We start from the raw sequence: 13,219 nt of genomic DNA, 5'->3' as shown, positions 1-13,219 counted from the left end.
ATCAGATGACGACGACCCTGGCGCCGACATTGACGCGGCCGTAGAGATCGATCACATCCTCATTGCGCATCCGGATGCAGCCGGACGAGACGTTGGTGCCGATCGTCCACGGCTCGTTGGAGCCGTGAATGCGATAGAGCGACGATCCGAGATACATCGCACGCGCGCCGAGCGGGTTCTGCGGGCCGCCTTCCATGTGCCGCGGCAAATCGGGGCGCCGCACCAGCATTTCCGGCGGCGGCGTCCAATCCGGCCATTCCTTCTTCGCGGAGATCTGCTTGACGCCCGACCAGGTGAAGCCGGGGCGGCCGACGCCGATGCCGTAGCGCAACGCCTTGCCGTCGCCCTGCACCAAAAACAGGAACTTGTTGGGAGTATCGACGATGATGGTGCCGGCGCTCTCCTTGCCGGTATACTCGACGACCTGCTTCTCGTAGATCGGATTGAACGGGCGCTGCGCGGTATCGACCTGCTCTTCGCCCTGGCGCATCGTCTGTTGCGGCGGCAATAGCGGACGCCGCGGATCGTAGGAAGGCTGCGTTTGATAGGCGGGTTGCTGCTGATAGCGATCGCCCTGACCAGGTCCGTCGCCGAACAGGAACTCGATGAAGCCGCCGCCCATATTCGAGCGTTCGGCGTAGGCTGTGCGCACCGGCGCAACCGGCCGCTGCATGTTCTGATCGGCGTAGATCACGTTGGGTTCAGCGGGGGGCGCCGCCTCGAACGCCGCGGCGTGATGGAGTCCACCGCCAAGACAAGATGCGCCGGCGAGCAGCGCAAGAGAGATTCTTTTCAACATCGACGTACTCTGTACTGTTTCGTCTTGTTACTGTTTTCGTCTTGCGGAGCGCTCACTTACGAAGCGCGCTTGCACGCCACCAGTTAAAATCAAAACCCAGTCGGTTTGGTAAACAGAAACGGCGTTTCGATTCACCACGTAGCCAAATGCACGCGGATTTGTCCGGTAGCGTTTATTTTCGATGAACGGGCAAGCCGCATGGTTAATCGTTGATGTCCGGCGCGGCACGGCGCGCGCAATAACGGTTCCCGGCGTGAACCCGATGTTAAATCGCATCTGCGTAAGACTAGGCGAGTGAAGGTTCAGGGAAAGTCTCATGCCGATTCATCGCAAGCGTTTTCGTATCGAAGAAGCCTTTATCGGCGACATGCCGATGCCCGCAGCGGTCGACGGCGAAGTCGGCCCGATGCATCATGAGATCATGAGCGAACTGCGCGCCATCCGCGCCCAGATGGCCAACGGCGTCAGTTGCGCATCAGCGGCACCAGCCGAGGGGCTGGCGATTACGCGCGATGTCGCCGACGCGCAGGCGCAGCTTGAAACCTATCGCGCCCAAATCTCGCAATGCGAGAAGCTCAAGGTCGAGCTTGACCTTATTCACGACGCCATCAACCGCACCAAGCGGGAGATCGCGGTGCTGCACGGCAAGAGCTTCGACGGCAACGAAATGGCCAAGGTGACCGGCGAGCTCGGCGCCGTGGTCGGCGGCACCGAACACGCCACCCAGCAGATCCTGGAAGCCGCCGAATCGATCGATCAGTCGGCGTCCGCGCTGTCCAAGGTGACCTCGCCGGATCAGCAAAAGCTGCTCAGCGAGGAAATCCAGGAGCGCGTCGTCTCGATCTTCGAAGCCTGCAATTTCCAGGACCTCACCGGCCAGCGCATCAGCAAGGTGATGGCGACGATGAAATTCATCGAAAACCACATCATGGTGATGATGGACATCTGGGGCGGCGTCGACGCCATCCGGGCGCACGCGCCGCCGATCGTCGACGATCGCGAAGGCGACGCCCGGCTGCTCAACGGTCCGAAGCTCGACGGTGACGTCGGTCACGCCTCGCAGAACGACATCGACGCGCTGTTCGACTAGGTCTTTTGCCTGCCAGATATCAACGCAAAACGCCGGCTAGATGCCGGCGTTTTTTGTTTCACCGTCATTGCGAGCGAAGCGAAGCAATCCATGGCGCCGCAAAGCGGAAAGGTGGATTGCTTCGTCGCTTACGCTCCTCGCAATGACGGGAGTTCACGCCCGCGGCGCGCAGCGGACGTAGACCATGTTGCCGTAACGGGTCGCGGCATCCTTGTCGACGAAGCGGGTGATCAGGACGCGGCCGTCGAAGGAGACGATCTCGCGATCCTGCTCGCTGGGAGTTGGCCCGGGCGGACCGATGAAATTCTTGCCGCTTGGGCTTCCCTTGAGACGCAATTCCTGCGGCGTCGCCTGGTCGGCCAGATGCATGATCACCCCGCCCGAGGAGCCGGCGCCGATCACGTAAGGCTGCTTGCACTGCCCCTTCGCCGCGGCTTCGGTACGCGCGCGGTCGGCGGGATTTTGGTAGGAGGCAAGACCCCAGCGCCCGACAATCTCGTCCGGGCGGATCGTCGCCGGCATTTCGGGCGCGACGCCAGGCTCGGACGCCGGCGGCGGCGATGACGACGATGACAATGACGGCAGGCTGAAGCTGCTGCATGCGCCGAGGAATAGCGTCAGCGCCGAGGCGACCCCCAGATTGGCAACCCCGTGCCCGCTACGTAACCTGACCATGGCATTCCCCCAAGCAAAACTCGTGGCCGCACCCGTCCGCAGCCAAGCGTAAAACCGCTGTCGGAGCAATCACGTCCGGCAAATTACGCTGCCGCTCCGATGTGGTTTCCCAAGCGAGCATCCTATATCCGGATCACCAAGGGCTTAACCACCTTTGCTTGACAGGATCAGCGTCAAGCCATATTCCCGGGCACACCATTAGCACTCCGAGAGCGCGATTGCTAAGGATGTGACCCGTTCTGCGCCGCCGGCGCCGAACGGGCCCCGCGTCTTCCGATCCACTTTCGATCGCCAACCACATCTGAAAACCAGCCCTCCAAAAGGAACCCTCATGGCTAAATCCCAATTTCGTCCGCTGCATGACCGTGTCGTGGTCAAGCGTCTCGACGCCGAAGAGAAGACCAAGGGCGGCATCATCATTCCGGACACCGCCAAGGAAAAGCCCTCGCAAGGCGAAATCACGGCAGTGGGCCCGGGCGGCCGCGACGAAGCCGGCAAGCTGATCCCGATCGACGTCAAGGTCGGCGACCGCGTGCTGTTCGGCAAATGGTCCGGCACCGAGGTCAAGCTCGACGGCGAGGACCTCCTGATCATGAAGGAAAGCGACATCATGGGCGTGGTGGCCTGAACCACCCGCCGTCCTCACCCTGAGGAGGCAGCGAAGCTGCCGTCTCGAAGGGTGATCCATCCACAAGCTCATCCTTCGAGACGCGGCCAAGAGGCCGCTCCTCAGGATGAGGACCACCATCAGGAGTGAATTCAAATGGCAGCCAAGGACGTTAAATTTTCCGGAGACGCGCGCGATCGCATGCTGCGCGGCGTCGATATTCTCGCCAACGCGGTCAAGGTGACGCTCGGCCCCAAGGGCCGCAATGTCGTGCTCGACAAATCGTTCGGTGCCCCCCGCATCACCAAGGACGGCGTCACCGTCGCCAAGGAAATCGAGCTTGAAGACAAGTTCGAAAATATGGGCGCGCAGATGGTGCGCGAGGTCGCCTCCAAGACCAACGACACCGCCGGCGACGGCACCACCACAGCGACCGTGCTGGCGCAGGCGATCGTGCGGGAAGGCGCCAAGTCGGTGGCCGCCGGCATGAACCCGATGGATCTCAAGCGCGGCATCGAGATTGCGGTGCATGCGGTGGTCAAGGATCTCGAGAAGCGCGCCAAGCCGGTCGCCTCCTCCTCCGAAGTAGCCCAGATCGGCACCATTTCGTCCAACGGCGATGCCGCAATCGGCAAGATGATCGCGCAGGCGATGCAGAAGGTCGGCAACGAAGGCGTCATCACGGTCGAGGAGAACAAATCGCTCGAGACCGAAGTCGACATCGTCGAGGGCATGAAATTCGACCGCGGTTATCTGTCGCCCTATTTCATCACCAACGCCGAGAAGATGACCGCCGAGCTCGAGGACGTCTATGTGCTGCTGCACGAGAAGAAGCTGTCCGGCCTGCAGTCGATGCTGCCGGTATTGGAAGCCGTGGTGCAGTCGGGCCGCCCGCTTCTGATCATCGCCGAGGACGTCGAAGGCGAGGCGCTGGCGACGCTGGTGGTGAATCGCCTGCGCGGCGGGTTGAAGGTCGCAGCCGTCAAGGCGCCCGGCTTCGGCGACCGCCGCAAGGCGATGCTGGAAGACATCGCGGTCCTGACCGGCGGCCAGCTGATTTCGGATGAACTCGGCATGAAGCTCGAAAGCGTCACCGTCAACATGTTGGGCCGCGCCCGAAAGGTCGTGATCGACAAGGAGAACACCACGATCGTCAACGGCGCCGGCAAGAAAAAGGACATCGAGGCCCGCGTCAACCAGATCAAGGCGCAGATCGAGGAAACCACCTCGGACTACGACCGCGAAAAGCTGCAGGAGCGTCTCGCAAAACTCGCCGGCGGGGTTGCGGTGATCCGCGTCGGCGGCGCGACCGAGGTCGAGGTGAAGGAGAAAAAGGACCGCGTCGAGGATGCGCTCAATGCCACCCGCGCCGCCGTGCAGGAGGGCATCGTGCCGGGCGGTGGCGTCGCGCTGTTGCGCGCCAAGAAGGCGGTCGGCCGCATCCACAACGACAATCCGGATGTGCAGGCCGGCATCAATATCGTGCTCAAAGCGCTGGAAGCCCCTGTCCGCCAGATCGCCGAAAATGCCGGTGTCGAAGGCTCGATCGTGGTCGGCAGGATCCTGGAGGACAAGTCCGAAACCTTCGGCTTCGACGCGCAGACCGAAGAATATGTCGACATGGTCGCCAAGGGCATCATCGACCCGGCCAAAGTGGTGCGCACCGCGCTGCAGGACGCGGCCTCGGTTGCCGCCCTTCTGGTGACGACAGAAGCCATGGTCGCCGAATTGCCGAAGGAGCCGGCGCCCGCAATGCCGGGCGGTGGCGGCGGCATGGGCGGAATGGGCGGCATGGGTTTTTGAGCCCGCCTCGCGCTGCGCACTACCAAATCGACGAAGGCCGCCTCCGGGCGGCCTTCTTTTTTGGCGAATGTTACAGAGGTTTGCTAAGGCTTGGGTAGCGACTGGCACCGAATCGACCGAGCCCCGCGACACCATCCGATCTTCGAGGACCCCCCTATGCGCGCGCTTTTTTTCTGCCTGATCGGCCTCTTGACTGCCTCGCCGGATTTCGCGCTAGCCGAGATAAAACTCTCGACGAAACCCGCGCCGGGCGCCAACGAAACCAGGTATTTCACCTCGATCGACGGCTTGATGAACGGCAATGCCGACGTCATCCTGAAAGAGACCCGGCAGGGCAAGACCGTCACCTCGGCGGTGCTCGACGTCTGCTACCCCGCCGAGAAAGGCTCCGAGCGCAAGGATCGCTTTGTCGTCAACCTCGCGGTCAGCGGCCAGACCCTGACCGGGACCACGCAGAGCCTCGCTGACAAATTGCCGGTGAGCGTGAAACTCACGCGCAAGCCGACCGGCGACGGCTTCGAATTCAAGGGCCAGATCAGCGTCGGCCAGACCGTGACGGAAGTGGCCTCGACCGACAATTCCGATCTCAGCGAAAAGGAATTTCTGGACAACCAGACCACCGACGAGGGTATCACCGCGACGCCAAAGGATTTTACCGAAGTGTCGCCGGAATCGATCGGCGTCAAGGTAAAGCTCGATGCGGCGTCGGATTTCCTCAAAGGGCTGAAGGGACAGGATCTCGAAGTGTCGCTCAACAGCCTTGGCGTGACCTGCGATGCGTTGCGCGCCGGCGAGCAGACCATCACCATCAGCGCCGATCCATCGCGCGCCGCGGCGCTGATCGCGAAGTTCAAGTCGCAGCCCGGCGTGGTCGCCGCGGGCTGGACCAGCGGCGTCGTCGACATGGAGCGCACCATCCGCTTTGCCGCCGCCGACTGGCGCGACGGCGACAAGCTCAACAAGGACAAGCTCGCGGCGGCGATCACGGGCGTGCTGACCAAAACGCTTGCGGCGAAATCGGCTACCTCGGCCTGGAACGCCAATACCGGCACGCTGAAACTGACGTTCAAGCGGCCGAGCCAGCTTTATCCCGCACTCGACCTCACCGAGACGATCGAAATTGCCGCACTCGCGGCGCCCGACAAACCCGGCGCGACCGACCGGCTGATGCTGTGGATCGGCAATCCCGTGATTTCGACCGTGGACGAGACCGCGGGCCCAAAGCTCAACCTGAGCGATGAGGCGAGCGGCGACGAGGAAGGCGACCAGAAGGACGACAACGGCGCGCTCGAGGCGCTGGCCAAGGAATTTGGCGGCCAACACTGGGATGCCGACAAATCGGCATGGAAATAGCCCGGGCCTGAAACCACGAAACCCATCGGCAACTTTCGACCGAAGCGACGGGTTTCGCTTCGCTCAACCCAACCTACGGCCTGGAATTTTATTCTTGGCTCAATTGGTGTTGAGCCGGAACCGCAGCGTCCTGGTTCCGATGAACGATACGAGATCGCCCTGGCGCCTCCAGGTCGCGGCCTCGCTCAGTGCCGCGACCAGGTCGTCATCCGCCTGGGCCAGCGCCGGCGGACAGGCGCGATCCTCCAGCGCTCCTGCGACAAAGATCACGGTATTGCCGGCCACCGAAAACTGGCCCTTGCCGCCCTTGCACCACAATTCGAGGATGGCTTCGCCATTGTCGCCGATCTCCAGGTCCGGGACCCGTTTCGATCCGGGCTGACGCCCGGCATCCAGTGTCATCTCCAGCCCGAACGGAAACCCATTATCGGCAGACGCCGGAACGGCTTCGAACAAAGGGGCGGCGAGCACCAGCGCGATTGCGGCCTGCCTCATAAAACGTGTCGCTAAAGACATAATACCTCTCGAAATATTCCGGCGCGCGTTTCTAGTCGGCAAGCATGACATTGACCAGATCGGCGGTAACAAAAATGGCCGATTCGCAAAAAATCCCCGCGGGGCGCGCGCCTCGCGGGAATTTTGTTCGTGTCGCCGGAGCCGGCCCTACTTCAGGACCATCGCGGTGAACGGATAGACATAGGCCTGCAGCATCACGAACAGGCCGACGAGGCACGCCAGCGCGATCGAATGCTTGAACACGAAGCGCAGGATCGTGCCTTCATGCCCATACCAGTTGGTCGCGGTCGAGGCGACCACGATCGACTGCGCGTCGATCATCTTGCCCATCACGCCGCCGGAGGAGTTGGCGGCGGCCATCAGCACCGACGACAGCCCGAGTTGCTCCGAGGTGATCCTCTGCAAATTGCCGAACAGGATGTTCGAGGCCGTGTCCGACCCGGTCAATGCCACGCCCAGCCAGCCGAGGAGCGTACCGAAGAAGGGATAGAGCACGCCGGTCGCGGCAAACGCCAGACCGAGCGTGGCATCGACGCCGGACAGCCGCGTCAGCGTGCCGATCGCCAGCATCGCCGAGATCGTGATCAGCGAGATCGCGCACAGCCTGATGGTGCGGCCGTATTCCGTGATCATCCTGCCCGGCGAAAAGCCTGCTAGGAAGCCGGAAATGATCGCCGCGATCAGCATGCCGGTTCCGGTGAACGACAGATAGAAGAAGTCAAACGACGCGCCTTGCGGCGTCGGCTTCGCCGCCACCGGCGGCATCGAATTGATCATGTTGTTCAGTTCGGGGACCGGATACTTATAGACGAAGATCGTATTCGCCCAGGTCTTGAACGCGCCGTTGCCCCAGATCAGCATCACGATGCAAACGATGATCCACGGCAGCAAGGCGCTGAAGAGTTCGCCGGACGTCAGCGGCGTCTTGTCCATGGCCGTCGGCGCCGTCATCGTGGCGGCGGATTCGTCCTTGCCGCGCAGCGCCGGCGACAGCCAGAGCTGCTTCGGCTGCCAGACCTTCAGGAACAGGATCAGGCAGCCCATCGAAATCAGCGAGGCGCCGATGTCGACGATCCAGGGATTGATGTAGTTCGAGATCACGAATTGCGGGACCGCGAACGAGACCCCGGTGACGAGAATGGCCGGCCAGATGTCCTTCATGCCCTTCCAGCCTGCGAACGCCCATACCACCCAGAACGGCACGATCAGCGAGAACACGGGCAATTGCCGCCCGACCATCGCGCCCAGAACATACGGATCGAGTCCGGTGACCTGCGCCAGTCCCGCAATCGGCGTGCCCAGCGCGCCATAGGCAACGGGAGCCGTATTGGCGATGAGCGACAGGCCGGAAGCGGCGAGCGGCGAGAAACCAAGACCGATCAGTACCGAACCGGTGATCGCGACCGGCGTACCAAAGCCGGAAGCACCCTCGAAGAAGGCCCCGAAGGAAAACGCGATCAGCAGGAGTTGCAGGCGCCGGTCCTCGGTGACGCCGCCGACTGCGCGCTTCAACAGCTCGAATTTTCCGGTGACGACCGTGATCTGGTAGAGAAAGATCACGTTCAGCACGATCCAGCCGATCGGGAAGAACCCTGAAACGACGCCAAGCAGTGTGGCGCGGACCGACATGCCGGCCGGCATGGTGAAGACGAAGATCGCGATCAGGTTGGTCAGGATCACAGCAATGATCGCCGCGAGGTGCGCCTTGACCTTGCCGCTGGCGATCAGCACCAACAGCGTAACCACGGGAATTGCGGCGGCGACCGTCGACAGCGCCGCGTTGCCGAGCGGGTTATAGATTTGATTCCACATTACGGTTCCTCCCCACGCCACATTTGCGGCATGCCGGCCAGCGTGGACGGTTGGGCATGCCTGGCGCGATCATGGGGATGATCCGGCAAATCCGCGAAATATGCCCACGAATTCGGCAATGCCGGCTTTTAGCAATGCCAAGTCCGCTCACAAGCTCGCGAATTTGAAAGCGTCCCCGCCCCGCGCCGTTATGCCCATGCTAGGGTCTAGGCCGAGGTTGGGACAAGCTTACCCGGATCATGATACTTGCGACCTTAGTCTAAGATCGCGCAATTCCCGTACTTCCTCAGGCCTTTAGGCCGCCCCTCCAGGAGAGCACAACCTGTGAAGAGCCTTCGCGCGACGCTTGCGACCGTATGGCGGATCGCCGCCCCCTATTTCCGGTCCGAGGACAAATGGCCGGGCCGGCTGCTGCTTGCCGCAGTGATCGCGATCGAGCTTTCGCTGGTTTTGATCAACGTGCTGCTGAACGCGTGGAACAACCGCTTTTACAATGCGCTGCAGGAGAAGAACTGGGACGGCTTCGTCAGGGAAATCGGCATCTTCTGCCTTTTGGCGACGTTCTACATCGCGCTGTCGGTCTACCAGCTTTATCTCAATCAATGGCTCCAGATCCGCTGGCGGAGCTGGATGACGAGGCTCTATCTCGGCCAGTGGCTGCACAACGCCAACCATTATCGGATGCAGCTCAGGGGCGATGCCGCCGACAATCCGGACCAGCGCATTGCCGACGACGTCAAGATGTTCGTCGATCAAACGCTCGCGATCAGTGTCGGCCTGTTGAGCGCGATCGTCACGCTGGCCTCCTTTGTGGTGATCCTGTGGGGTCTCTCCGCGGAGGCTCCACTGCACATTTTCGGCCGCGAGTTTATGATCCCCGGCTATCTGGTATGGGGCGCGCTGATCTATGCGATCCTTGGAACCGCGCTGACCCAATGGATCGGCTCGCCGCTGGTTAATCTCGATTTCCAGCAGCAGCGGTACGAAGCCGATTTTCGCTTCAACTTGGTTCGGGCGCGCGAAAATTCCGAACAGATTGCGCTGTTGCAGGGCGAGAACGCCGAACGGCATCGGCTTTCGGAGCGCTTTGGCCGCGTTATCGCCAACTGGTATGCCATCATGCAGCGGACCAAGCGGGTCACGGCGCTAACCGCGAGCTACGGGCAGGCCGCGGTGGTTTTTCCCTATATCCTGGTGGCGCCCGCTTATTTTGCCGGCAAGATCCAGCTTGGCGGCATGATGCAGACCGCGAACGCTTTCTCCAGCGTGCAGCAATCGCTGTCGTTTTTCGTGTCGACCTATCGGACGCTGGCGGAATGGCGCGCCGTGATCGCCCGTCTCGACGGTTTCGAGACCGCCATCAAAAGCGCCACCGCCGAGCCGACCGGGGCCGGCTCGATCGATGTCGTGTCGTCGACCGGCGGCAACGGCATCGATCTGGAGCAGCTTCTGGTCAGGTTGCCCAACGGAGCGCCGCTGGTCGCGGCGGACCACTTCCACATCAACGGCAATGAGCGCACCCTGGTGACCGGCCCGTCCGGCGCCGGCAAGTCGACCCTGTTTCGCGCCATCGCCGGCATCTGGCCCTACGGCAGCGGCTCGATTGCTGTTCCCGCAAAGGCAACGCTGATGATGCTGCCGCAGCGGCCGTATCTTCCGATCGGCTCGCTAAAGGCTGCGATCGTCTATCCGTCGGAGGTTGGCGAATTCGGTTCGGATCGGGTCAGGGATGTTCTGATCGCCGTCGGCCTGCCTCAGCTCGCCTCCAGGCTGGACGAAGAGGCGCACTGGAACCGGATGCTCTCGCTCGGCGAGCAGCAGCGCCTGGGCGTTGCGCGCGCGCTGTTGCATGCGCCGCAATATCTATTCCTCGATGAAGCGACCGCTTCGCTCGACGAAGCCTCGGAAACCAAGCTCTACCAGCTCCTCAAGGAGAAATTGCCGGCGACCACCATCGTCTCGATCGGCCATCGCGCGACGCTCGAGGCGTTCCACCAGCGCCATATTGTGCTGACGCGGGACGGCGATCATTTCGAGCTGCAGAGCCGCAGCGAGGAGGCCAGCGTGAAATGACCGTCTTTCTGACGCGTCAGAGCCAGCGCTGCGGCCATTTCCGGCGGCCGACCCAGCGGTGCCAGACATAGGCAAAGACCGCCAACAGCACCGCACCCGTCAGCACCGGCGCGAGCAGGAACGACCACGGCAGATGATTGGAGACGACCAATAGGGGATTGATCCCTGCCGGCGGATGAAACGTGCCGGTGAGGTACATCGCCAGAACCGCCAACCCGACCGCGGCCGCCGCCGCGCAGGCGTGCGGCCCGGTCAATTTCAGCAAGACCAGGCCTGTGATCGTCGACACCACATGCCCGCCGATCAACGCGCGTGGTTGCGCCGGCTCGGCTTCCGGCGATCCGATCACGAGCACGATCGAGGTGGCAAACGGGATGATGAACAGCGGGTAGTGGGACGCGCGCGAGAACCACTCCATCGCGAAGATGGCGATGGCAGCGCCGGCGCCCGCGACAACGCCGGCAGCGGTTGCCTCCGCCATAGGATGCAGACCCGCGCGGCTGCGCACCTTCTCCGCCAGCTTTCGCCAATCCAGGCTCATTCCAACTCGCCAAAACAAAAGGGGCGGCAGATCGCTCTGCCGCCCCCATTAAGCGTTGAGAGAATGATTTACTTCAAGCTCGTCATCGCGGTCAGGTCGGCCGAGAGCTTGACGATGCCGGCGGCGCCGCACCAGTTGGAGCCGAAGCCTCCCGGATTGGTGGGAGTGATGAAGGCAGGGCTGAAGCTTCTGGTGGCGTAGTCGCTGGTGTAGACGTTGCAGGAAGCCTTCGAGAGGTTGGTGTCGGAGTAACGCAGATCCAGGGTGAACACCTTGTAGGTGAAGCCGACGCCGATATTCCATGTGTTGTAGCTGGGCTCAGGAACACCCGCAGCGAAGTTACCCAAGGGGCTGACGACGCCGTAGAACCGATCCGAAGTGCCGAGCCACTGCCGGCCGAATTCGCCGGAGACGTACATGCCGACGCCACTGGTGCCGAATGTCGTGCTCGGTGCCGTCCACTTGGCGGTCAGCGATGCGTAGTCGCCCCAAGCGCCGAGGTTCAGGATGTTCGGCGAGTAGTATTCGTTAGCGCCGACCTGCCACTGGTCGTTCAGCGTCACGTTGACCTTCGCATAGCCCTCATAGAAGCTCGCGTCTTTCTTGGCTACGTTGCCGTTGACCGGCAGGTTTCCGTTCAGAATGCACCCGAGTTCCGAACCCGGGATGCCCGAACCAGGGAACGCTGCCGAGTTGAAGCACTGTCCACCCGGATAGAGATAGCCCCAAAGGCCGAAATCGAAGGCGAACATGCCGAAGGTCGGGCGGATCCCGCCGTAGATGTCGACCTCAGCCGCCGCACGATTCGGGAACGAAATGCTCTCGAACGAGGTGCCGACATAAAGCTGCACATCCTTGGTAACATTGTAGCGCGGCTCGAAATAGGCGGCGACGGAGGGTTTGTGGTTGGACTGGGTCACGCCACGGAAGATGTAGTCGTTCATGATGGCGCTACCGAAGGCGACATCCCAGGGATCAAACGGCGCCGGCGGCGGCGCTTTGACGGCCTTCACCGGCAAATCCGCCGCGAAAGCCGACCCCGCAGTCACCGCAAGTACTGCTGCCGCTAAAACCAGTTTCTTCATGACGCTCCCCGCTGTCCAAAACAGCCCAGTTCCGGCGCCCCCCAGGACTAGCGGTAACCGACTGCAGAAAATTCCTTAACGTGACAGCAATCTGGAACGGGCCAACCAGAGCGGGAAGCAAAAAAGATAATCATCTGATGCTTTTTTAGGCCAAATCGACGTTATCAGAAATGTTGTTCGCGGGTGTTGCATTCAAACAACAACTTTGAGGCCGTCCGCGGCTATCGCGCGACTTCTGGAGGGTGAGGCGCGACACCCGTGCCCTCGCGAGGGACGGCAATGCCGGCTTGGTCGGCCGGGGTAGCCGAATCAGTCGCTGGCTGAAGCCAAGGCATAGAAAAGGCCGCAGCGGCGAACCGCTGCGGCCTTCGAACCTGCGCACCGTCGTCGGCGGCGAGGCGTTTGCTATTTTTCCTCGTCGCCGCCTGAGCTCGACGAAGGAGACGCCCATGACGGCTCGGAGCTCGGACTGGGCGAGGCCCAGCTCGGGGCCGCCGGTGCGGGCGCCGGAGCCGGCGCGGCCATCGGCGGCGCAGGCTTGGGCGCGACGGGCTTCGGAGCCGGAGGCTTCGCTGCGGCTGGCGGCTTCGGAGCCGGAGGCTTCGCTGCGGCTGGCGGTTTCGGAGCCGCCTTCTTCTTTGCGGGGCTCTTCTTGGCGACCGCCTGCTTGGCTGATTTCTTCGGCGCCGCTGCCTTGGCCTTCTTGGCCGATTTTTTCTTGGCTGACTTCTTCGCGGACTTCTTGGCTTTCTTCGCGGACTTCTTGGAAGATTTCTTCGCGGATTTTTTCGCCATCAAAAGTTTTTTCTTGTCCTTCTTAGCTTTATTTTTCTTGCCCTTCTTCTTTTTGCCTTTAGCCATCGTG

13 protein-coding genes are annotated in these 13,219 nt (G+C 62.1%); 5 read left to right on the top strand and 8 right to left on the bottom strand.

The window, feature by feature from the left end; translation table 11 throughout:
* Position 1: 1 nt before the first annotated feature.
* Positions 2-799: a L,D-transpeptidase gene (locus tag B5526_RS25545; protein ID WP_079542609.1), complete on the bottom strand. Its 798-nt coding sequence runs from the start codon at positions 797-799 to the stop codon at positions 2-4.
* Between the two features lie 27 nt (positions 800-826).
* Positions 827-1,117: a hypothetical protein gene (locus B5526_RS37945; RefSeq protein ID WP_154071458.1), complete on the bottom strand. Its 291-nt coding sequence runs from the start codon at positions 1,115-1,117 to the stop codon at positions 827-829.
* Here B5526_RS37945 and B5526_RS25540 point away from each other — a divergent pair.
* Positions 1,116-1,889, top strand: a complete 774-nt coding sequence (locus B5526_RS25540) for a protein phosphatase CheZ (protein WP_079542608.1) — start codon at positions 1,116-1,118, stop codon at positions 1,887-1,889. The genes B5526_RS37945 and B5526_RS25540 overlap by 2 nt on opposite strands.
* A gap of 153 nt (positions 1,890-2,042) precedes the next feature.
* Here B5526_RS25540 and B5526_RS25535 read toward each other — a convergent pair whose 3' ends face one another.
* Complete coding sequence (locus tag B5526_RS25535; protein ID WP_079542607.1) at positions 2,043-2,564, bottom strand: hypothetical protein; 522 nt, start codon at positions 2,562-2,564, stop codon at positions 2,043-2,045.
* A gap of 331 nt (positions 2,565-2,895) precedes the next feature.
* Between B5526_RS25535 and B5526_RS25530 the strand changes: the two genes are divergently transcribed.
* From B5526_RS25530 to B5526_RS25520, 3 genes are all read left to right on the top strand, one after another.
* Positions 2,896-3,192, top strand: coding sequence for a co-chaperone GroES (locus B5526_RS25530; RefSeq protein ID WP_079542606.1), 297 nt, complete (start codon positions 2,896-2,898; stop codon positions 3,190-3,192).
* 135 nt (positions 3,193-3,327) lie between these two features.
* On the top strand, positions 3,328-4,974 hold the full coding sequence (gene groL, locus B5526_RS25525; RefSeq protein WP_079542605.1) for a chaperonin GroEL: 1,647 nt from the start codon (positions 3,328-3,330) through the stop codon (positions 4,972-4,974).
* A gap of 156 nt (positions 4,975-5,130) precedes the next feature.
* Entirely contained in the window at positions 5,131-6,327 is a 1,197-nt protein-coding gene (locus B5526_RS25520; protein ID WP_079542604.1) for a hypothetical protein, read from the top strand.
* Positions 6,328-6,426: 99 nt separating this feature from the next.
* On the opposite strand, the gene B5526_RS25515 is transcribed toward B5526_RS25520, so the two are convergent.
* Positions 6,427-6,822, bottom strand: a complete 396-nt coding sequence (locus B5526_RS25515; protein WP_154071457.1) for an META domain-containing protein — start codon at positions 6,820-6,822, stop codon at positions 6,427-6,429.
* A gap of 168 nt (positions 6,823-6,990) precedes the next feature.
* Positions 6,991-8,655 carry an L-lactate permease gene (locus B5526_RS25510; RefSeq protein WP_079542602.1) on the bottom strand — a complete coding sequence of 555 codons (1,665 nt, stop codon included), beginning with the start codon at positions 8,653-8,655 and terminating at the stop codon, positions 6,991-6,993.
* 324 nt (positions 8,656-8,979) lie between these two features.
* Between B5526_RS25510 and B5526_RS25505 the strand changes: the two genes are divergently transcribed.
* Positions 8,980-10,728, top strand: coding sequence for an ABC transporter ATP-binding protein/permease (locus tag B5526_RS25505; protein WP_079542601.1), 1,749 nt, complete (start codon positions 8,980-8,982; stop codon positions 10,726-10,728).
* A gap of 16 nt (positions 10,729-10,744) precedes the next feature.
* Here the strand turns inward: B5526_RS25505 and B5526_RS25500 are convergent, their stop codons facing one another.
* The 3 genes from B5526_RS25500 to B5526_RS25490 form a co-directional block, all read right to left on the bottom strand.
* Positions 10,745-11,269 carry an HPP family protein gene (locus B5526_RS25500; RefSeq protein ID WP_172842107.1) on the bottom strand — a complete coding sequence of 175 codons (525 nt, stop codon included), beginning with the start codon at positions 11,267-11,269 and terminating at the stop codon, positions 10,745-10,747.
* Positions 11,270-11,337: 68 nt separating this feature from the next.
* On the bottom strand, positions 11,338-12,354 hold the full coding sequence (locus B5526_RS25495) for a TorF family putative porin (RefSeq protein WP_079542600.1): 1,017 nt from the start codon (positions 12,352-12,354) through the stop codon (positions 11,338-11,340).
* Between the two features lie 405 nt (positions 12,355-12,759).
* Positions 12,760-13,215 carry a hypothetical protein gene (locus B5526_RS25490; RefSeq protein WP_079542599.1) on the bottom strand — a complete coding sequence of 152 codons (456 nt, stop codon included), beginning with the start codon at positions 13,213-13,215 and terminating at the stop codon, positions 12,760-12,762.
* Positions 13,216-13,219: the final 4 nt, after the last annotated feature.

The sequence above is a fragment of the Bradyrhizobium lablabi genome, assembly GCF_900141755.1.
In the GTDB taxonomy this organism is placed as follows: domain Bacteria; phylum Pseudomonadota; class Alphaproteobacteria; order Rhizobiales; family Xanthobacteraceae; genus Bradyrhizobium; species Bradyrhizobium lablabi_A.
This window is presented reverse-complemented; position numbering and strand designations above follow the sequence as displayed.